General features: G+C 62.0%; 20 protein-coding genes and 1 pseudogene. 11 read left to right on the top strand and 10 right to left on the bottom strand.

Going from position 1 to position 19,980, the window contains the following annotated elements:
- The first annotated feature begins 268 nt into the window (after nt 1-268).
- The gene (ttcA, locus tag ABFB52_RS21950) at nt 269-1,093 is read left to right on the top strand and encodes a tRNA 2-thiocytidine(32) synthetase TtcA (protein ID WP_064598661.1); all 825 of its coding nucleotides are present in this window, start codon (nt 269-271) and stop codon (nt 1,091-1,093) included.
- Between the two features lie 68 nt (nt 1,094-1,161).
- Nucleotides 1,162-1,836, top strand: a complete 675-nt coding sequence (locus ABFB52_RS21945) for a DNA-3-methyladenine glycosylase I (RefSeq protein ID WP_085683575.1) — start codon at nt 1,162-1,164, stop codon at nt 1,834-1,836.
- Nucleotides 1,837-1,922: 86 nt separating this feature from the next.
- Here the strand turns inward: ABFB52_RS21945 and ABFB52_RS21940 are convergent, their stop codons facing one another.
- The 3 genes from ABFB52_RS21940 to arsC are packed head-to-tail and all read right to left on the bottom strand — an operon-like array spanning nt 1,923 to nt 3,296.
- On the bottom strand, nt 1,923-2,348 hold the full coding sequence (locus tag ABFB52_RS21940; protein ID WP_102717797.1) for a DUF2069 domain-containing protein: 426 nt from the start codon (nt 2,346-2,348) through the stop codon (nt 1,923-1,925).
- 1 nt (nt 2,349) lies between these two features.
- On the bottom strand, nt 2,350-2,946 hold the full coding sequence (gene wrbA / locus ABFB52_RS21935) for an NAD(P)H:quinone oxidoreductase (RefSeq protein WP_085745100.1): 597 nt from the start codon (nt 2,944-2,946) through the stop codon (nt 2,350-2,352).
- Nucleotides 2,943-3,296, bottom strand: coding sequence for an arsenate reductase (glutaredoxin) (gene arsC, locus ABFB52_RS21930; protein ID WP_102717796.1), 354 nt, complete (start codon nt 3,294-3,296; stop codon nt 2,943-2,945). The genes wrbA and arsC overlap by 4 nt, the downstream gene beginning before the upstream one ends.
- 114 nt (nt 3,297-3,410) lie before the next feature.
- Between arsC and ABFB52_RS21925 the strand changes: the two genes are divergently transcribed.
- Nucleotides 3,411-3,878 carry a TlpA disulfide reductase family protein gene (locus ABFB52_RS21925; protein ID WP_007957768.1) on the top strand — a complete coding sequence of 156 codons (468 nt, stop codon included), beginning with the start codon at nt 3,411-3,413 and terminating at the stop codon, nt 3,876-3,878.
- A gap of 258 nt (nt 3,879-4,136) precedes the next feature.
- Here the strand turns inward: ABFB52_RS21925 and ABFB52_RS21920 are convergent, their stop codons facing one another.
- Both ABFB52_RS21920 and ABFB52_RS21915 read right to left on the bottom strand, forming a co-directional pair.
- Entirely contained in the window at nt 4,137-4,541 is a 405-nt protein-coding gene (locus tag ABFB52_RS21920; RefSeq protein WP_039772881.1) for an META domain-containing protein, read from the bottom strand.
- A complete protein-coding gene (locus ABFB52_RS21915) occupies nt 4,541-4,975 on the bottom strand; it encodes a hypothetical protein (RefSeq protein ID WP_007957770.1) in 435 nt (144 codons plus the stop codon). Before ABFB52_RS21915 ends, ABFB52_RS21920 begins: the two co-directional genes overlap by 1 nt.
- A 133-nt stretch (nt 4,976-5,108) precedes the next feature.
- On the opposite strand from ABFB52_RS21915, the gene ABFB52_RS21910 reads away from it, so the two are divergent.
- Nucleotides 5,109-5,549 (top strand): hypothetical protein, encoded by a 441-nt coding sequence (locus ABFB52_RS21910; protein WP_085607393.1) that lies wholly within the window; start codon nt 5,109-5,111, stop codon nt 5,547-5,549.
- Between the two features lie 10 nt (nt 5,550-5,559).
- On the opposite strand, the gene ABFB52_RS21905 is transcribed toward ABFB52_RS21910, so the two are convergent.
- On the bottom strand, nt 5,560-6,549 hold the full coding sequence (locus ABFB52_RS21905; RefSeq protein WP_129973965.1) for a 2-hydroxyacid dehydrogenase: 990 nt from the start codon (nt 6,547-6,549) through the stop codon (nt 5,560-5,562).
- Between the two features lie 83 nt (nt 6,550-6,632).
- A pseudogene (locus tag ABFB52_RS21900) lies at nt 6,633-9,007 on the bottom strand (response regulator).
- A 216-nt stretch (nt 9,008-9,223) separates the two neighbouring features.
- Between ABFB52_RS21900 and ABFB52_RS21895 the strand changes: the two are divergent.
- From ABFB52_RS21895 to ABFB52_RS21865, 7 genes are all read left to right on the top strand, one after another.
- A complete protein-coding gene (locus ABFB52_RS21895; RefSeq protein ID WP_085607389.1) occupies nt 9,224-9,946 on the top strand; it encodes a response regulator transcription factor in 723 nt (240 codons plus the stop codon).
- Nucleotides 9,933-11,357 (top strand): sensor histidine kinase, encoded by a 1,425-nt coding sequence (locus tag ABFB52_RS21890; protein ID WP_129973966.1) that lies wholly within the window; start codon nt 9,933-9,935, stop codon nt 11,355-11,357. Before ABFB52_RS21895 ends, ABFB52_RS21890 begins: the two co-directional genes overlap by 14 nt.
- A 169-nt stretch (nt 11,358-11,526) precedes the next feature.
- Nucleotides 11,527-12,429 (top strand): cysteine synthase CysM, encoded by a 903-nt coding sequence (cysM, locus tag ABFB52_RS21885; protein ID WP_102688136.1) that lies wholly within the window; start codon nt 11,527-11,529, stop codon nt 12,427-12,429.
- Nucleotides 12,429-13,814 carry a 23S rRNA (uracil(1939)-C(5))-methyltransferase RlmD gene (gene rlmD / locus ABFB52_RS21880; RefSeq protein ID WP_129973967.1) on the top strand — a complete coding sequence of 462 codons (1,386 nt, stop codon included), beginning with the start codon at nt 12,429-12,431 and terminating at the stop codon, nt 13,812-13,814. Before cysM ends, rlmD begins: the two co-directional genes overlap by 1 nt.
- Nucleotides 13,815-13,902: 88 nt before the next feature.
- Nucleotides 13,903-16,146 (top strand): GTP diphosphokinase, encoded by a 2,244-nt coding sequence (gene relA / locus ABFB52_RS21875; RefSeq protein ID WP_085745095.1) that lies wholly within the window; start codon nt 13,903-13,905, stop codon nt 16,144-16,146.
- Nucleotides 16,147-16,151: 5 nt separating this feature from the next.
- Nucleotides 16,152-16,985: a nucleoside triphosphate pyrophosphohydrolase gene (gene mazG / locus ABFB52_RS21870; RefSeq protein WP_129973973.1), complete on the top strand. Its 834-nt coding sequence runs from the start codon at nt 16,152-16,154 to the stop codon at nt 16,983-16,985.
- Between the two features lie 26 nt (nt 16,986-17,011).
- A complete protein-coding gene (locus ABFB52_RS21865; protein WP_007957793.1) occupies nt 17,012-17,554 on the top strand; it encodes a DUF2058 domain-containing protein in 543 nt (180 codons plus the stop codon).
- Between the two features lie 89 nt (nt 17,555-17,643).
- Here the strand turns inward: ABFB52_RS21865 and ABFB52_RS21860 are convergent, their stop codons facing one another.
- The 3 genes from ABFB52_RS21860 to fabA form a co-directional block, all read right to left on the bottom strand.
- Nucleotides 17,644-17,832: a hypothetical protein gene (locus ABFB52_RS21860; protein WP_007957795.1), complete on the bottom strand. Its 189-nt coding sequence runs from the start codon at nt 17,830-17,832 to the stop codon at nt 17,644-17,646.
- A gap of 276 nt (nt 17,833-18,108) precedes the next feature.
- A complete protein-coding gene (gene fabB, locus ABFB52_RS21855; protein ID WP_007957797.1) occupies nt 18,109-19,329 on the bottom strand; it encodes a beta-ketoacyl-ACP synthase I in 1,221 nt (406 codons plus the stop codon).
- Between the two features lie 11 nt (nt 19,330-19,340).
- On the bottom strand, nt 19,341-19,856 hold the full coding sequence (gene fabA, locus ABFB52_RS21850; protein WP_003227150.1) for a 3-hydroxyacyl-[acyl-carrier-protein] dehydratase FabA: 516 nt from the start codon (nt 19,854-19,856) through the stop codon (nt 19,341-19,343).
- Nucleotides 19,857-19,980 lie beyond the last annotated feature (124 nt).

The raw sequence follows: 19,980 nt of genomic DNA, 5'->3' as shown, positions 1-19,980 counted from the left end.
TGCCATCGCCCCCCAGCGGAGCGCCTACGGGCCAATGCGGCCGAGCAAATACAGGTCTTCAGATTGTGTGCGACCTTATGTCGCAGTATAGAAAGGTCTTAACCGCACAGGTGATAGGGGCTTAGAGCAAATCGCGCTGTAAAACCTCGGGGTAATCGCGTCGGGGTCTGTGGAAGCAGGCACTCGAGGGGGCGACAACCTGTGGCCACAAGCCAAGTGTTTTTGCGTAAAATGCCCGCCTTTCGTCACACCTCACGGATTTCGCGTCATGGGCACTCTTACGGTCAACCAGAACAAACTGCAAAAGCGCCTGCGCCGCCTGGCCGGCGAAGCCGTCACCGACTTCAACATGATCGAAGACGGCGACAAAGTCATGGTCTGCCTGTCCGGGGGCAAGGACAGCTACACCATGCTCGACGTGCTGATGCACCTGCAGAAGGTTGCACCGATCAAGTTCGAGATCGTCGCCGTGAACATGGACCAGAAGCAGCCGGGTTTCCCCGAGCACGTGCTGCCGGCCTACCTGAAAGAGCTGGGCATCGAGTACCACATCGTCGAGAAGGACACCTACTCGGTGGTCAAGGAACTGATCCCGGAAGGCAAGACCACCTGCTCGCTATGCTCGCGCCTGCGTCGCGGCACGCTGTACACCTTCGCCGACGAAATCGGCGCGACCAAAATGGCCCTCGGTCATCACCGCGACGACATCGTCGAGACGTTCTTCCTCAACATGTTCTTCAACGGCAGCCTCAAGGCCATGCCACCGAAGCTGCGCGCCGACGACGGCCGCAACGTGGTCATCCGTCCGCTGGCCTACTGCAACGAGAAAGACATCCAGGCCTACTCGGACTTCAAACAATTCCCGATCATCCCGTGCAACCTCTGCGGTTCTCAGGAAAACCTGCAGCGTCAGGTGGTCAAGGAAATGCTGGTGGACTGGGAACGCAAGACCCCGGGCCGCACCGAAAGCATTTTCCGCAGCCTGCAGAACGTGATCCCGTCGCAGTTGGCTGACCGTAACCTGTTTGATTTCACCAGCCTGAAGATCGACGAGACGGCGGCTTCGCGTTTCGTCAATGTGGTGAACCTGTAAGTGATCTGATCGCTCGAAAGAAACGGCGCTCGCGGGCGCCGTTTTCAATTCATTTTTTAGGAGAGGGCATGCGCGACTACAAGTGGCTGCACGAATACTGTCTGAACCGCTTCGGTTCGGCGGCTGAACTGGAAGCCCATCTGCCCGTTCCCAAGACCCCGGCGCAACTGCGCAAGATCAGCGACGACCGTTATCTTTCGACCATGGCCCTGCGGGTGTTTCGCGCCGGGCTCAAGCACAGCCTGGTGGATGCCAAGTGGCCGGCCTTCGAGGAAGTGTTCTTCAAGTTCGACCCGGAAAAGGTCGTGCTGATGAGCGCCGAACACCTTGAGCGGCTGATGCAGGATGCGCGGATCATCCGTCACCTTGGCAAACTCAAAAGCGTGCCGCGCAATGCGCAGTTCATTCTGGATGTCGAGAAAGAGAAGGGCAGTTTCGGCGCGTTGCTCGCCGACTGGCCGGTGACCGATATCGTCGGTTTGTGGACCTACCTGAAAAAGCACGGTCATCAATTGGGCGGGCTGTCGGCGCCTCGGTTTTTGCGGATGGTTGGCAAGGACACCTTCGTGCCGAGCTACGACGTGGTCGCGGCGCTGAATGCACAGAAGATCGTCGACAAGGTGCCGAGCAGCCTGCGAGATCTGGCGACGGTGCAGAACGCGTTCAACCAGTGGCATGAAGAGAGCGGTGGACGGCCGATGAGTCAGATCTCGATGATGCTGGCTTACACCGTCAATCATTGAGTTCAAAGCGATCGTTCCCACGCAGAGCGTGGGAACGATCCCGGCAGACTCGGTGAACTCGGTTAGCTCGGCGATCTGGCGAGCAGTCAGGCGACGGAGACTTCGCCTTCGCCCGCCAGTTTGCGATTCAACTGATACCGCCACCGCACATACAGCAGTGCCGAGCAAAACACCGCCAGACTGGCGATCATCTCCAGCACACCGAACAGCTGCCGGCTCGGGTCATACGCGGCCAGTGCGCCCTTGATGAAATACAGATTCACCACAAAGCACATCCACGAATGCCCGCGTGCGCTGCCCATGATCATGCCCGGTGCGAGCACGATCCACGGGATCAGCTCGATCAGCAGAATCACCCACGGCCGCGCGCCGTGCAGGTCGGCGAACATCAGGTAATAAGCGGCGAGCAGTCCGGCCAGGCCGAAAAAGCACAGCAGACTGATCACCCGCATCGCCCGCACACGCGGCTCCAGCCACTCGACGGCGGGCAGGACTTTCGGCTTTCTGGCCATCTCAGTTCCCCAGTTTCCGGGCCGTCTTGGCCAGACGTGCGCCGAGGGCGCGGCACAGCGCCACTTCGTGCTGATCGAGACCGCTTTTACCGTCGGCCCCGGCGTGATGGCTGGCGCCGTACGGCGTGCCGCCGCCCTGGGTTTCCAGCAGCGCCGATTCGCTGTAGGGCAGGCCGGTGATCAGCATGCCGTGGTGCAGCAGCGGCAGCATCATCGACAGCAGGGTGGTTTCCTGACCGCCGTGCAGGCTGGCTGTGGACGTGAACACTCCGGCCGGCTTGCCGACCAGTGCGCCGGTCAGCCACAGGTTGCTGGTGCCATCGAGGAAGTACTTGAGCGGCGCGGCCATGTTGCCGAAACGGGTCGGGCTGCCGAGGGCCAGGCCGGCGCAGTTCTTCAGGTCATCCAGCGTGGCGTACAGCGCGCCTTCATCCGGAATGTCGGGTGCCACGGCTTCGCACTCGGTGGAGATCGCCGGCACGGTGCGCAGGCGTGCTTCGAGGCCGGCCTGCTCGACGCCACGAGCGATCTGCCGGGCCATCTCGTTGGTCGATCCGCTGCGGCTGTAATACAGAACCAGAATGTACGGCGCACTCACGGCAGCAGCTCCAGGATCTGCTCCGGTGGACGGCCGATGACGGCTTTGTCGCCGGCTTCGAGAATCGGTCGCTCCATCAGCTTCGGATGGGCCGCGATCGCTTCAATCAATTGTTTCTCGGTGAGACTGGCGTCGGCCAGGTTCAGGGTCTTGTATTCGTCTTCACCGGTGCGCAGCAGTTGCCGTGCGCTGATTCCCAGCTTGCCGAGCAAGGCCTTGATCTGCGCGACGTCCAGCGGGGTTTCGAGGTAGCGCACCACGTTCGGCGTCAGGCCACGGGCTTCGAGCAGTTCGAGCGCACCGCGGGATTTCGAGCAGCGCGGGTTGTGATAAAGCGTCAGATCGGTCATGGGCGGGTCGCTTCTTGCGTAGAGTGGCGGCTATTCTAACTGTGCAGCGCGCAATCCAGAACCTTGGGAGGCGATGGGTCGCAGGCGCATTCAATTTTTCACAAGGAACACGACATGACACGGGCACTGGCAGCGGCATTGACGATCATCGGGGCGTTGATGCTGGGGGGCTGCGGTAACGACTACGGCATCGACCAGAACGGACAGAAAGTGGCGTCCGAGCGCCTCGACAAACAATGGGTCGTGCTCAATTACTGGGCCGAATGGTGCGGCCCGTGCCGCACGGAAATCCCGGAACTCAATCACCTGGCGGACGAACTCAAGGGCAAGAAGATCGGCGTGTTCGGGGTCAACTTCGACAACGTGCAGGGTGAAGAGCTGAAGAGCGCCAGCGAAAAACTGGGCATCAAGTTCACCGTGCTGGCGCAGGATCCGTCGGAATTGTTCGAACTGCCGCGCAGTGAAGCCTTGCCGGTGACTTACATCATCGACAACAAGGGCAAGGTGCGGGAACAGTTGATGGGCGAGCAGACGGCGGCGGGGGTGATGGCGAAGCTTGAGGCGTTGCAGGCTACAAATTGAGTTGCCGCTATAAAGCATCCCTCACCCCAGCCCTCTCCCGGAGGGAGAGGGGGCCGACCGAGGTGTCTGGCGATTTCCATCGACCTGGAAGATCAGGTCGACTGAAGATTCGTCAGAGTGGAATCCGGTTGGTTATGGATTCGGTGAAGGTCTTTCAGGTCGGCGTATCTCTCCAATATCCCCCAATCAGTCCCCTCTCCCTTTGGGCGGTCCGACGTTTCGGGAGGGTTAGGGTGAGGGGCTTGGCGATCTAAAGGATCAGCCTTCTTCCAGCCACCAGCGCAACGGCTTGCCTTCAGCCGGCCAGAAGCGCATCTGCTCGATCGGCGAGATGTCCCAGCGCTCCACGTGCTCCAGGGCCTGGAGGAAGCGTTGCTCCTGCTCCATCAGCGCCGGGGCACACAGTTTGCGGGTCTTGCCGATCTTGCCGAAGCTCAGCTTGTCGCCTTCCAGAGTGTACGGCGCGAACCAGTGGTTGCAGCCGCCATTACCGTACGCCCGGCCATCATCGCCGAGGGTCACGGTCAGGTGGCTGTAGTCCATCAGCGGACGCTCGCCGATCCATTCCAGAATGTAGCTGCGGTTCTGTTGCAGTTGCACAGGCTCCGCGGCGCAACCCATCAGGCCGGCGCCGACAACGGCGGTCAGGGCCAGGTGTTTCATCACGCCGGCTCCTGGCATTTCGGGCACAGGTGCTTGTCGCCGACGGCTTTCCAGCCCAGCTCCGCAATACGTGCCGTGGCGGCCGGTTTTTCCGCAGGTTTGCCGAGCTTGGCGTCCACGGCGAATTCGAAGCTCAGCTCCTTGGCGCAGCTGTCGCAGTTGACCTGCCAGGTGTGGATCGCCAGTTCACCGAACACCGGGCCGGTGGTCATGGCAGTCCATTGACCCGGCGGGTTGATCAGGTGGCGGACGGTGTCGACGGTCAGGCGCATGGACAAGTCCTTGCTGCCTTTGAGGGTCACGACCAGCACGTCGCCGATGCGGATCGAGCCACCGTTGCCGGTGACCTGATAACGGCCCGGAACCAGGGCGCGGCATTCGGTGAGGGTGTGTTGCGGGTTCATCAGGGTGTAGCGGAAATCGTGTTCGACCATGGGTCCTCCAAATATGCGCGACATGCTAGCACGGGCTTGATTGCAGAATGATGCGCGCGTGCGACCTTCGATCCGGTTCAAATCGACACCGCAGTCGTGGCAAACTGCCGCCTTCATTTTCAAGGAACGGAACATGGCGCTGATCGAATGTTATGAATGCAAGCGGAGCATCAGCTCAGAAGCCACGGCGTGCATTCATTGCGGGGCTCCACTGGCAGATGCACAGGCTCCTCACGCCGAAAAGGGCGCGTCGACGATTTCCTTTGGCAGCCTGCCGCGTAACAAGGCAGTGCCCGAGGCCTTCGTTCCGCCGCCGGCCCCCGAGCGGCCGAAGATCATGCCGGCCGCGGCGGGGCGACGCCGTCGTTCGCAGCCTGTCGAACCGGTGTTGAACCCGGACGGTTCGCGCCCGGTGGAAGGCTGGCTGAAAATCATGGCGTTTCTGATGCCGCTGGTGTTTGTCTGGTTCCTGCTGCGCAGCGGCCACTCCCTCAAGCAACGTTTGCTGGGGTTCGGCTGGCTGGCGCTGTTGATCCTGTGCGTGGCGATTACCCCGACGCCGCCCCCGGTCTGAGTCCGATCGCTCAGCCTTCGACCTGGTTCTGCGGCGTACCCGCCGCCCAGGTCGCAATGTTGTGCAAGGTGGTCGCGGCAATCGCGCCCAGCGCCTCATGGGTCAGGAATGCCTGATGCGCGGTGACAATCACATTCGGGAAGGTCAGCAGCCGCGCCAGCACGTCATCTTGTAGCGGCAGGTCGGAGCGATCCTCGAAGAACAGCTGCGCCTCCTCTTCATACACATCCAGTCCCAGATAACCGAGTTGGCCGTCCTTCAGGGCGTCGATCAGCGCCGGCGTGTCCACCAGACCGCCGCGCCCGGTGTTGATCAGCATCGCCCCCGGTTGCATGTGCGCCAGCGAATCGCGGTTGATCAGGTGTTTGCTCTGTTCGTTGAGCGGGCAGTGCAGGCTGATGATCCGTGCTTGCGCCAGCAGGTCCGGCAGGCTCAGGTAGCGAGCGCCCATCGCTTCGACGGCAGGGTTCGGATAAGGGTCGTAGGCCAGCAGTTCGCAGCCGAAGCCGTGCATGATCTTCGCGAAGGTCGCGCCGATCTGTCCGGTGCCGACGATGCCGACGGTTTTGCCCACCAGATCGAAACCGGTGAGCCCGTGCAGGCTGAAATCACCTTCGCGGGTGCGGTTGTAGGCGCGATGCAAGCGCCGGTTGAGGGCGAGGATCAACGCCACCGCATGTTCGGCCACCGCATGGGGCGAGTAGGTCGGTACGCGCACGACGGCCAGCCCCAGACGTTTGGCGACGGCCAGATCCACATGGTTGTAGCCGGCCGAACGCAAGGCGATCAGGCGAGTGCCGCCCGCGGCCAGACGCTCCAGCACCGGGGCGCTGAGGTCATCGTTGATGAACGCGCAGACTACTTCGTGATGTTCGGCCAGCGCTGCGGTATCGAGACTGAGCCGGGCTGGCTGGAAGTGCAGTTCGATCCCGGCCGGGCAGTCGGCGGCGAGGAAGCTGTCGCGGTCGTAGGTCTGGCTGCTGAAAACGATCGTGCGCATGAAATCCTCCTGGAGCATCGACGCGGGCGCAAATCACCCGCGACAACTTTAGCTGCGTCGACGTTGACCGGCATTGCCGTGGATCAGGCGCTGATCTTCGCCTGGGCCGCCAGACGATTGATCGCCCGTTCCAGCTCGTCCAGCGCGGTCGAGGCTTTGGGATCCTGCTGCTTGAGCAGGGTTTCGCTGCGCTGGCAGGCGGCGCGCAATTGCGGCACACCGCAGTAACGGGTGGCGCCGTGCAGGCGGTGCACCCGTTCGAGCAGACTGTTCTGATCCTGACTGTCGCGGGCGGTGCGGATGGCTTCGCGGTCGGCCTCGAGCGAGGCCAGCAGCATCGCCAACATGTCCGCCGCCAGATCCGCTTTGCCGGCAGCCAGGCGCAGACCTTCCTCGTGATCGAGTATCGGCAGTTCCTGATTGCCCAGCAGGCTTTCGCCGCCACGGTCCGGCGCCTGATTGCGCAACGCCAGGCCCGTCCACTTCAGCACGACTTGCGCCAGTTGCCGCTCGCTGATCGGCTTGGTCAGGTAGTCGTCCATGCCGCTTTGCAGCAGCGCGCGTTTTTCATTGGCCATGGCGTGGGCGGTGAGGGCAACAATCGGCAGCGGCGTGCAATGCCGCTCGCTTTCCCACTGGCGGATGGTTTCGGTGCTCTGGCGTCCGTCCATGCCGGGCATCTGCACGTCCATCAGCACCAGATCGAAGGTTTCGTTCTGTACTGCCTTGACTGCGGCGTAACCGCTTTCCACGGCCAGCACCTTGGCGCCCATGTCTTCGAGCAGCGTTTGCACCAGCAACAGGTTGGCCGGGTTGTCGTCGACACAAAGCACTTTCGGCGCGCGGCTCGACAACGGTTCGCCCGGTTCGCTGCGCGGCTGGCGCGGGTTGACCATGTCCGACAAGGCCCGGCGCAGTTTGCGGGTGCAGGCCGGTTTCGATTGCAGCTGACTGTGAGGGTTGGGCACTGAAAGGTGGTACAGCGTCAGTTCGGTGGTCGGGCACAACACCAGCACCCGGCAACCGAGGTGCTCAAGGTCCCAGATGTGCTGGTTGAGACGCTCCGGCGGCATGTCGTTGCTGGTGATGCCGAGCACCGCCAGATCGATCGCCTGATCGGTCTGATGGGCGCCGGTAACGCCATTGGTCAGGCTTTCCAGGGTATTGAACGGCGTGACATCGAGGCCGCAGTCTTCCAGTTGATGCTGCAGGGCCTGACGCGCCAGTTCGTGGTTTTCCAGTACCGCCACCCGGCGCCCGAGCAACGGCGCGCAGGGCAGGTCTTCGGCGTGTCGCGGTACACCAGACTCACCAGTTCCAGCTGCTTGGCGTGAGCAGCGGGGGCGAGGATGGTCAGGGTGTCCTGCAACAGGTCGCGCAGGTTGAACGGGATATGGTCGAGCACCAGTTTGCCGGCCTCGATCTTCGAGAAATCGAGGATCTCGTTGATGATCCCCAGCAGGCTGTCGGCGGATTTTTCGATGGTGCCCAGGTAGTCGAGCTGGCGCGGGGTCAGCTCGCTTTTCTGCAACAGGTGGGTGAAACCGAGAATGCCGTTGAGCGGCGTGCGGATCTCGTGGCTCATGTTGGCGAGGAATTCGGATTTGATCCGGCTCGCTTCCAGCGCTTCCTTGCGGGCCAGGTCCAGCTCGATGTTCTGGATCTCGATGGTTTCCAGGTTCTGGCGCACGTCTTCGGTGGCCTGATCGACGCTGTGCTGCAATTCTTCGCGGGCGTTTTGCAGGGTGCCGGCCATGCGGTTGATGCCGGACGCCAGTTCATCCAGCTCCTGACTGCCCAATGGCGGCAGACGGGTTTCCAGGTGACCGTCCTTGAGCTGCGCGACGGCCTGTTTGATCTGGCTCAGCGGGCGGTTGATCGTGCGGCCCATGCGCAAGGCCAGCAAGGCGGCGCCGGCCAGACCCGCGCCGATCAGCAGCAGGCTGGCGAACAGGCTTCGATAGCCGCGCAACAGCATGCCGTTGTGCGACAGCTCCAGTTCGACCCAGCCGAGCAGGCGGTCGGACTCTTGCGGGATCAGTTCGCCGGCGAGGTTGCGGTGTTTACCGAAAACCGGCAGCAGATAGCGCGTGGCGTCGTTGCCGCTGCGTCGCAGCAAATGCGCGCTGTCGCCGCTGGGCGCCTGATTGAGCATGGTCGGGCCGGCGTGGGCGAGGGGAGAGCGGTCGGGCGCGAGGAAGGTCACGGCGCGCACGTCCGGTTGTTCGAGAGACTGGGTGGCGATGCGCTCGAGCAGTTCGGCATCGCCGTGGCCCATGGCCGGTGCTACCAGCGGGGCCAGTTGCTCGGCGATCATTTCGCCGCGCTGCATCAATTGGGCTTGCAGGTCGGACTGCTGCGTCCAGGTGAAATACCCGCCCAGCACCAGTGCCATCAGGCTGGTCGGCAACAGGGTCAGCAGCAACACGCGACCTTTGATTCCCAGTTTCTTGAGCACGCCTTTCTCCTGCATCCCGCTGATCGTTGACTCACACGTGCGTCCGGCACGCGGTATCGGCGCAGTGTAGCGATTTGCTTGCGGGCAATCTTGGGAAAAATGATGTCGTGGTTGTTCACTCGCAGGCCGGTCATCTGTCCGACAGGTCAAGCTTGGGTTGCCGGGCGCCGGGCAATCTTGAATAATCGCCCAACTGAGAATTATTTGCAGATAGTCATGACTCCTGTCTCTATTGGCCAACCCCGCATTCTTTCCATCGAAGACGATCCCGTCCTCGGTGCCTATGTCCATGAACAACTGGGCCGCAGCGGCTTCCAGGTCACCTGGTGCCAGAACGGCAGCGAAGGCCTGAGCATCGCCCGGCGCCAGCCGTTCGATGTGGTGCTGATGGATATTCTGTTGCCGGGGCTGGATGGATTGAACGTCCTGACCCAGCTGCGTCAGAGCCATTCCACGCCGGTGTTGCTGATGTCAGCCCTCGGTGCCGAAGCCGACCGCATCAGCGGCTTCCGCCTCGGCGCTGACGACTATCTGCCCAAACCCTTCAGCATGGCCGAGCTGCATGTGCGGATCGAAGCGATCCTGCGCCGGGTCGCCCTCGACCGTCGTCCGGCTGCCGTCACCCCTGTGGTACCGGTCGGCGGGCTGCGTTTCGACGACGAGCAGTGCGACGTGTTCTACCTCGACCAGCCCGCCGGCCTGACCCGCAGCGAATACCGCCTGCTGGAAACCCTCAACCGCAACGACGAGGAAGTGCTGAGCAAGGCCTTCCTTTATCAGCACGTTCTTCAGCGCGGTTATGCGGCCCACGACCGCAGCCTCGACATGCACATCAGCCAGATCCGCCGCAAACTCAAGTCGGTCGGCTACACCGAGCGGGAAGTGCGCACGGTGTGGGGCAAGGGTTACGTCCTGAGTGCCGTCGATGAAAGTGTCTGACCTGCCGGGCCGGCACTCGCTGTTCTGGAAACTCGCCTGCCTGCTGGTGGCGTTCTGTCTGCTGATGATCTGGTTGAGCTGGTCTTGGGGCCGGTACATGGAACAGCGCAACCAGTTCCTCTCCGACGACGCCCGCCGCACGCTGAGCCGTTATGCCGCCGAGGCCGAACGCGCCTGGCAGCAGGGCGAGCGCGATGGCATTGATAGCTGGTTGCAAAGCATGGAGCTGCGCGAAGCCGGCTGGGTCGGCGTGATCGGTGGCAACCTGCAGTCGCTGGGCAGCCAGCCGTTGAGCACTCAAGAGCTTCAGCACCTGACTTTCCTGCGAGGCCTTGACTGGCCGATTCACAAAAAGGGCCGGCCGTGGCTGCGGGTCCCGTTCCCCACTGACCCGACTGCCGGCAGTCTGGTGATCGAGTTGCCCGAGCGATTCCTGCCGGGGAAATACCGGGTGTTCTGGCGCGTCATCACCAACGGTGTGATTCCCGGTCTGTTCACCTTGCTGCTGTGCGTCGGCCTGTATCGCCTGCTGGTGGTGCCGCTGAACAATCTTCGCGAGCAGGCCAATGCCTGGCGCGCCGATCAATTGAATGTGCGGTTGTCGAGCGGCATCACCCAGCGCCCCGATGAACTCGGCGAACTGGCCCGGGCCTTCGACTCGATGTCCGAACGCCTGCAATCCACCGTCGCCCTGCAACAGCAGCTGCTGCGCGATTTGTCCCACGAACTGCGTACGCCTCTGAGCCGGTTGCGGGTCGCCAGTGAAAGCGAGCAGCAACTGCAACCGTTGCGCGAGCGCATCGGTCGCGAAGTCGACGTGATGCAGCGGTTGGTGGAAGACACCCTGCAACTGGCCTGGCTCGACACCGAACGCGCACCGTTGCCGGACGAAGCGATTCAGATTCAGGCGCTATGGGAAATGCTCACCGAAAACGCCTGCTACGAAAGTTGCTGCCCGATCAGGCAGTTGCAGTGCGGGGTTGAAGCTTCCTGCTGGGTGCGCGGCAATCTCAACACCCTGGCCCAGGCTCTGGAAAACATCCTGCGCAATGCGATTCGCCATTCGCCACCGGGAGGCATCGTGCGGCTCGATGGTCGGCGAGATGGCGATTACTGGCACCTGTGGCTGGAGGACGAGGGCGGCGGCGTGGACGAGGCGGATCTGGAACGGATCTTCTCGCCCTTCATTCGCCTCGACGGCTCGCGGCCGGGGGACGGTGGATTTGGTCTGGGACTGAGCATCGCGAGGAACGCGGTGCAACGCCAGGGCGGAACCCTGTGGGCCGAGAACGGCCCGTCGGGATTGCGACTGAATCTGCGGTTGGTGGCGGATGACAGTGCTGTCAGTCCCGACGTCTTCGCTGGCAAGCCAGCTCCCACCGTGGACATGAGCCGCCCGCAGATAGTTTGAGCTGCACAAGAAAGTGTCAGCGCTGCTGACACTATTTAAAAGTCGCACCACTGGCGCGACTTTTATTGCTTATTCCAAGAAACCATAAGCACCACACTTTGCGTGATATGGCCTGCGCAGGTTTGCCGGTATGATAGGCGCCCCCGCTGTCCGGATTGCGAAAAACGCCATGACCTTGCAGTACCCAACCATCGCCGATTGCGTCGGCAACACGCCGCTGGTGCGTTTGCAGCGCCTGCCCGGTGTCACCAGCAACACCCTTTTGCTCAAGCTCGAAGGGAACAACCCGGCGGGTTCGGTCAAGGATCGTCCGGCGTTGTCGATGATTACTCGCGCCGAGTTGCGCGGGCAGATCCACGAAGGCGATACGCTGATCGAAGCGACCTCGGGCAACACCGGGATCGCCCTGGCGATGGCCGCCGCGATCAAGGGTTACAAGATGATCCTGATCATGCCGGACAACTCCAGTGCCGAACGTAAAGCGGCGATGACCGCGTACGGCGCGCAGCTGATTCTGGTCAGCCAGGAAGAGGGCATGGAAGGCGCTCGCGATCTCGCCCAGCGGATGGAAGCCGAAGGCCGTGGCAAGGTGCTGGATCAGTTCGCCAACGGCGACAATCCTGAAGCGCACTACACCACCACCGGCCCGGAAATCTGGCGTCAGACCCAGGGCTCCATCACCCATTTCGTCAGCTCCATGGGCACCACCGGCACCATCATGGGCGTGTCGCGCTACCTCAAGGAGCAGAACGACAACGTGCAGATCGTCGGCCTGCAACCGATGGAAGGCTCGGCCATTCCCGGCATCCGCCGCTGGCCGCAGGAATACCTGCCGAAGATCTATCAGGCCGAGCGTGTCGACCGCATCGTCGACATGGCGCAAAGCGAAGCCGAGGACGTCACCCGGCGTCTGGCCCGCGAAGAAGGCATCTTCTGTGGCGTGTCCTCGGGCGGTGCGGTGGCAGCGATGCTGCGCCTGTCCAAAGAAGTTGAAAACGCGGTGATCGTCGCGATCATCTGCGACCGTGGCGACCGTTACCTGTCGACCGGCATTTTCGACGCGCCCAACTGATGGCCAAGCATGAGAGAGGCCTGCGCTTCCAGCCCACCGGCGGCAGCAAGGCCGCGCAAATCCCGACCGGCAAAAAGCAGCGTTTGAGCATCGAGCGCCTGGCCAATGACGGTCGCGGCATCGCGTTTTTTGAAGGCAAAACCTGGTTCGTCCTCGGCGCCCTCGCGGGTGAAGAGGTCGAAGCGCGGGTGCTTGGTGCCCACGGCAAAGTGGTCGAGGCGCGCACCGAGCGCGTATTCACCGCCAGTGAATTGCGCCGTCCCGCACCTTGCCAGCACGCCGGCCGTTGCGGCGGTTGCAGCGTTCAGCATCTGCCCCACAACGAACAGCTTGCCCTGAAACAGCGCATGCTCGCCGAGCAGTTGTCGCGAGTTGCCGGTGCCGAACCCGAGGAGTGGGCGGCGCCGTTGACCGGTCCAGAATTCGGCTACCGTCGCCGCGCCCGGATCGCCGTACGCTGGGACAGCAAGGCCAAAAAGCTTGAAGTCGGTTTCCGTGCCGCCGGCAGTCAGGACATCGTCGCGATCAGCGAATGCCCGGTGCTGGTACAGCCCTTGCAGCCGATCATGACCCGCTTGCCGGAGATGCTTCGTCGCTTGAGCAAACCTCAGGCGCTGGGGCATGTCGAATTGTTCAGTGGCTCGTCACTCGCCGTTCTGCTGCGTCACATGGCGCCGCTGTCCGAGGCTGACCTGACGATCCTCAAGGATTTCTGCGCGTTCCATGAAGCGCAACTCTGGCTGCATGGCGAAGGCGAGCCGCAGCCGGTGGATGATGCACTGTCGCTCGGCTATCGCCTGGAACAATGGGATCTGCAACTGGCCTACCGGCCGGGGGATTTCATTCAGGTCAACGCCGGGGTCAACGAGGCCATGGTTGCGCAAGCGCTGGACTGGTTGAAACCGACGAGCGATGAGCGCGTGCTCGACCTGTTTTGCGGTCTGGGCAACTTCGCCCTGCCGCTGGCGAAAGCCGCGCGTGAAGTGGTGGCGGTCGAAGGCGTGCAGACCATGGTCGATCGCGCGGCGGCGAATGCCGCTAGCAACAATTTGCATAACACAAAGTTTTTTCAGGCCGATTTATCCCAGCCTTTGACCGATGCCGAGTGGATCGGAAACGGCTTTTCTGCGGTACTCTTGGACCCACCGCGCGACGGTGCTTTCGAGGTGGTGCGCAAGCTGGCGACCCTGGGCGCCAAACGGTTGGTGTACGTGTCGTGCAACCCTGCAACTCTGGCGCGCGATACGGTCGAATTGATCAAGCAGGGCTACCGGTTAAAACGTGCCGGGATTCTCGATATGTTTCCTCAGACGGCACATGTCGAGGCCATGGCGTTATTTGAAGCGAGCCAGGATGGCTCGTCTGATCCGACTGGTCGTCCGTAGCGCTCGCCTTGGCCCCGCGAGCGCGAACGGGCATTGACGGTCAGTGATTTGACGCATTGAATCTGCGTCGTAGGGAAGGTAAAGCAAGATGGTACAGGTGAGAGCACACCAGCCGATCAACACTGACGGCAGTATCAATCTCGAGGCTTGGCTCGATCATGCGGTCAGTGTCGATCTGGCACTGGATCGCGAAGCCTTGAAAGAGGCCTGCGAGTACGCTCGCCAGGCCGAGCAACAATCCAATGCGGCGAAGAATCTCTGGTCCGAAGGCAGCGGCAGTTTCAGCACGGGCCTCGAGATCGCCGAGATCCTCGCCGACCTCAAGCTCGATCAGGATTCGCTGGTGGCTGCGGTTCTCTATCGCGGCGTGCGCGAAGGCCAGATCGAACTCGCGGCGGTCAGCCAGCGCTTCGGCCCGGTGGTCGCCAAGCTGATCGACGGCGTGCTGCGCATGGCGGCGATCAGCGCCAGCCTCAGCCCTCGTCAGTCGATGGTCCTCGGCACCCAGGGCCAGGTGGAAAACCTGCGCAAGATGCTGGTGGCGATGGTCGATGACGTGCGTGTCGCGCTGATCAAGCTCGCCGAACGTACCTGCGCGATCCGTGCGGTGAAAACCGCCGACGACGAAAAACGTAACCGGGTCGCCCGGGAAGTATTCGATATCTATGCGCCGCTCGCGCATCGACTCGGCATCGGTCATATCAAATGGGAACTGGAGGACTTGTCCTTCCGTTACCTGGAACCCGATCAGTACAAACAGATCGCCAAGCTGCTGCACGAGCGGCGGCTGGATCGCGAGCGTTTCATCGCCGACGTGATGACCCAGCTCAAGGACGAATTGCAGGCCACCGGCGTCGAAGCCGACATCAGCGGCCGGGCCAAACACATCTATTCGATCTGGCGCAAAATGCAGCGCAAGGGTCTGGAATTCAGCCAGATCTACGACGTGCGTGCGGTGCGCGTGCTGGTGCCGGAAATGCGCGACTGCTACACCGCGCTCGGCATCGTCCACACCCTGTGGCGGCACATCCCGAAAGAGTTCGACGACTACATCGCCAACCCGAAAGAGAACGGCTACCGCTCGTTGCACACGGCGGTGATCGGCCCGGAAGGCAAGGTGCTGGAGGTCCAGATCCGGACCCATTCGATGCACGAAGAGGCCGAGCTCGGCGTCTGCGCGCACTGGCGCTACAAGGGCACCGACGTCAAGTCCGGCTCGAACCACTACGAAGAGAAAATCTCCTGGCTGCGTCAGGTCCTCGAGTGGCACGAAGAGCTGGGCGACATCGGTGGTCTCGCCGAACAGCTGCGGGTCGATATCGAGCCGGACCGGGTCTACATCTTCACCCCGGACGGTCACGCCATCGACTTGCCGAAGGGCGCGACACCGCTGGACTTCGCCTACCGCGTGCACACCGAAATCGGGCACAACTGCCGTGGCGCGAAGATCAACGGGCGCATCGTTCCGCTCAACTACAGCCTGCAGACCGGCGAGCAGGTCGAGATCATCACCAGCAAGCACGGCACGCCGAGCCGTGACTGGCTGAACCCGAACCTCGGTTACGTCACCACGTCCCGGGCGCGGGCGAAGATCGTGCACTGGTTCAAGTTGCAGGCGCGCGATCAGAACGTCGCGGCGGGCAAGACCCTGCTCGAACGCGAACTCAGTCGCCTCGGCCTGCCGGCGGTGGATTTTGACAAGCTGGCCGACAAGGCCAACATGAAAACCGCCGAGGACATGTTCGCCGCCCTTGGCGCCGGCGACCTGCGTCTGGCGCAACTGGTGAATCTGGCGCAACAACTGGTCGAGCCGGAACGCGGCAACGAACAGCTGGAACTGATTCCGCGCAAGGCGACCGGCTACAAACCGGGCAAGCGCGGCGACATCCAGATCCAGGGTGTCGGCAACCTGATGACCCAGATGGCCGGCTGCTGCCAGCCGTTGCCGGGCGATGCGATCGTCGGCTACATCACCCAGGGCCGTGGCGTGAGCATTCACCGTCAGGACTGCGCCTCGGTGCTGCAACTGGCCGGGCGGGAGCCGGAGCGGATCATTCAGGTCAGCTGGGGCCCGGTGCCGGTGCTCACCTATCCGGTGGACATCGTCATCCGCGCCTACGACCGTTCCGGTCTGCTGCGTGACGTCTCGCAGGTGCTGCTCAACGAGCGGATCAACGTGCTGGCCGTCAACACCCGCTCGAACAAGGAGGACAACACCGCGCTGATGTCCCTGACCATCGAGATTCCGGGGCTGGACGCGCTGGGGCGGTTGCTGGGGCGGATTTCCCAGTTGCCGAACATCATCGAAACGCGGCGTAACCGGACTCCATGAAACCGATCTACAGCCTTGAAGACCTGCTGCACCTGATGAACCGTCTGCGCGACCCGCAGTACGGTTGCCCGTGGGACATCAAGCAGACTTACGCGACCATCGTCCCGCACACCCTCGAAGAAGCCTACGAAGTCGCCGACGCCATCGAGCGCGGCGACTTCGACCACCTGCAGGGCGAGTTGGGCGATCTGCTGTTTCAGGTGGTGTATTACAGCCAGCTGGCACGGGAGGAGGGGCGGTTCGAATTCGCCGGCGTGGTCGACAGCATTACCCGCAAGCTGATCCGTCGTCATCCGCACGTGTTCCCCACCGGCGATCTGTATGCGCCGCTGGACGTGCCGCGTCTGAACGAGGAGCAGGTCAAGCAGCGCTGGGAGGAGATCAAGGCCGAAGAACGCGCCGAGAAATCCGTCGAGCCGCAGCAACTGTCACTGCTCGACGATGTGCCGGCTGCGTTGCCGGCGTTGTCCCGCTCGGCCAAGTTGCAGAAGCGCGCCGGGCAGGTCGGTTTCGACTGGCCGGATGTCTTGCCGGTGCTGGACAAGGTCCGTGAAGAGCTCGATGAAGTGCTCGAAGCCATGTCCGAAAATGACCCGCAAGCGGTGGCCGACGAGATCGGCGACCTGCTGTTTTCCGTGGTCAATCTGGCCCGGCACCTGAAGGTCGATCCGGAAAGCGCGTTGCGTGGCGCCAACGGCAAGTTCGAACGACGTTTCCGTTTTATCGAACAGGCATTGCGCGACACCCACCGACCCATAGAAGATTGCACCCTCGAAGAGTTGGACGCCCTGTGGGGCGAAGCCAAACGTCAGGAAAAGAATTTGCCCAGCTGCGGCTGAGCCGTTGCCCAAGTGAGTAAGCATCAATGAGCCTTTCCCTTCGCGACCAGTTGCTCAAAGCAGGGCTGGTCAACCAAAAGCAGGCCAAGCAGGTCAGCAAAGACAAACAGAAACAACAGCGCCTGGCCCACAAGGGCCAGATCGAACTGGACGACTCCCAGCAGCGTGCTGCCCAAGAGGCCCAGGCCGAGAAGGTCAAGCGCGACCAGGAGCTGAACCGTCAGCAGCAGGAGAAGGCGGAAGCCAAGGCCCGCGCCGCCCAGGTCAAGCAGTTGATCGAAGTCTCGCGTCTGCCGAAGCTGACGACCGAGGACTACTACAACTTCGTTGACGACAAGAAGGTCAAGCGCATCTCGGTCAACACGCTGATGCGCAACAAGCTCAGCAGCGGCTCGCTGGCGATCGTGCACCACGCCGGCGGCTACGAAGTGATTCCCCGTGAGGCGGCCCTGAAGATTCAGGAGCGCGATCCACAGCGCATCGTGCAGCTCAACGAGAAGGTCGAAGAGGTCAATGCCGAGGACGATCCGTACGCGGCCTATGTGATCCCTGATGATCTGATGTGGTAAAGATTTCACCGGGCCGCAAAGTGGCCCTGAGATAAACGACAAACCCCGCTCATGGCGGGGTTTGTCGTTTTCAATGCTGTGGTTTTGCTTCAGGCGGATTTCAGATCCCGCTGGCGTTCCTGCAGTTCCAGTTCGGCCTTGTAGTTGTGGGCGTCGATCTCGTTGTGGAACATGCCGACCAGCAAGTCTTGTTGATGCACATCCCAGATCCGTACGCCGGCGGCTACGCCTTCATGGGACATGTGTGAATCGTCGCGTTCAGTTACTTTTACAGTCATCTGCTAGCTCCAATCTCTGTTATCTGCAGCAAGGCGTGTGCAGGACTCTTTTATAGATTTTGTTAGCCTGCTAAGTAAACGCCCGATTTGTGCAATGTATTCTTGCGAAATCTGCAACAGCGCTGGAGCCCGCTGAATCCGCGACATTCAGTCGCAGGGCGGTAAGTTGCATGACAAACGTTTCATCTTGGCGCCGCTGAAAATGCCTTTCTCCAGGCGAAAAAAAACGCCCCGAACCAGTCGGGGCGTTTTCATGTGCGGCTCAGCGGGAGGGAATTACTTGCCTTCCCAGCGCTTCAGCACGAGGGTGGCGTTGGTGCCACCGAAGCCGAAGCTGTTGCTCATCACGGTGTTGATGGTGGCGTTCTCGCGGGTCTTGGTCAGCACCGGCAGATCGGCCACTTCAGGGTCCAGTTCGTCGATGTTGGCGGAACCGGCGATGAAGTTGCCTTCCATCATCAGCATGCAGTAGATCGCTTCGTGAACGCCGGCGGCGCCCAGGGAGTGACCCGACAGGCTCTTGGTGGAGCTGATGGCCGGGGCCTTGTCGCCGAACACTTCACGCACGCCTTTCATTTCCGCGACGTCGCCGACCGGAGTCGAAGTGCCGTGGGTGTTCAGGTAGTCGATCGGGGTATCGACGGTGGACAGCGCCTGCTGCATGCAGCGGATGGCGCCTTCGCCGCTTGGGGCGACCATGTCGTAGCCGTCGGAAGTCGCGCCGTAGCCAACGATTTCCGCGTAGATCTTCGCGCCACGGGCCAGAGCGTGTTCCAGCTCCTCGACCACCACCATGCCGCCACCGCCAGCGATGACGAAACCGTCACGGTCGGCGTCGTAGGCGCGGGAGGCTTGTTCAGGGGTATCGTTGCGCTTGCTGGACAGGGCGCCCATTGCGTCGAACAGGAACGACTGGCTCCAGTGCTCTTCTTCACCGCCACCGGCGAACACGATGTCCTGCTTGCCCATCTGGATCTGTTCCATGGCGGTACCGATGCAGTGAGCACTGGTGGCGCAGGCAGATGCGATGGAGTAGTTCAGGCCCTTGATCTTGAACGGGGTGGCCAGGCAAGCCGAAACGGTGCTGCTCATGGTCCGCGTTACACGGTATGGGCCGACGCGCTTGACGCCTTTCTCGCGCAGGATGTCCAGCGCTTCCATCTGGTTCAGGGTCGACGCGCCGCCGGAACCTGCGATCAGGCCGGTACGCGGGTTGGACACCTGCTCTTCGGTCAGACCGGAGTCAGCGATGGCGTCTTTCATGGCCAGGTAGGCGTAAGCCGCTGCGTGGCCGACGAAGCGATAGATCTTGCGATCGATCAGCTCTTCAAGGTTGAGGTCGATGGAGCCGGAAACCTGGCTACGCAGACCCATTTCGGCGTATTCCGGGTTGAACCGGATGCCAGGGCGGCTTGCACGCAGGTTAGCGGAGACGGTCTCTTTGTCATTGCCCAGGCACGAAACGATGCCCAGACCAGTGATAACGACGCGGCGCATGCGAATAACCCTTAGAAGTTGTCAGTGGAGGTGAACACGCCGACGCGAAGGCCTTCGGCGGTGTAGATTTCGCGACCGTCGACAGTCACCGAACCGTCGGCAATGGCCAGGTTCAGCTTGCCCTTGAGGACGCGCTTGATATGAATGTTGTAGGTGACTTTCTTGGCGGTCGGCAGGACCTGGCCGAAGAATTTCACTTCGCCCGAACCCAGCGCACGGCCGCGGCCCGGCAGGCCTTGCCAGCCGAGGAAGAAGCCGACCAGTTGCCACATGGCGTCCAGACCCAGGCAGCCCGGCATCACCGGATCGCCTTCGAAGTGGCACGCGAAGAACCACAGGTCAGGGTTGATATCCAGCTCGGCGACCAATTCACCTTTGCCGTACTTGCCGCCTTCTTCGCTGATCAGGGTGATGCGATCCACCATCAGCATGTTCGGGGCGGGCAGTTGCGCGTTACCTGGGCCGAACAGCTCACCGCGACTGCAGCGCAGCAGGTCTTCCCGAGTAAAGGCGTTTTGTTTGGTCATGCGAGCTCCTCAATAATCCCATGCGGCAGGTGGGGCAAATCTTCCCGGCCGATCGACGCGTTCATGCCTCGAACCGGCAGCCTACTCATAGACTATTGCGTTGTGGTGAAAGTCACAGCACCAA

This window comes from Pseudomonas sp. 9.2(2024) (genome assembly GCF_039695385.1).
GTDB lineage: Bacteria > Pseudomonadota > Gammaproteobacteria > Pseudomonadales > Pseudomonadaceae > Aquipseudomonas > Aquipseudomonas paraglycinae.
Note: the sequence above shows the minus strand (reverse complement) of the source record. Positions and strands in the feature narration are given on the sequence as shown.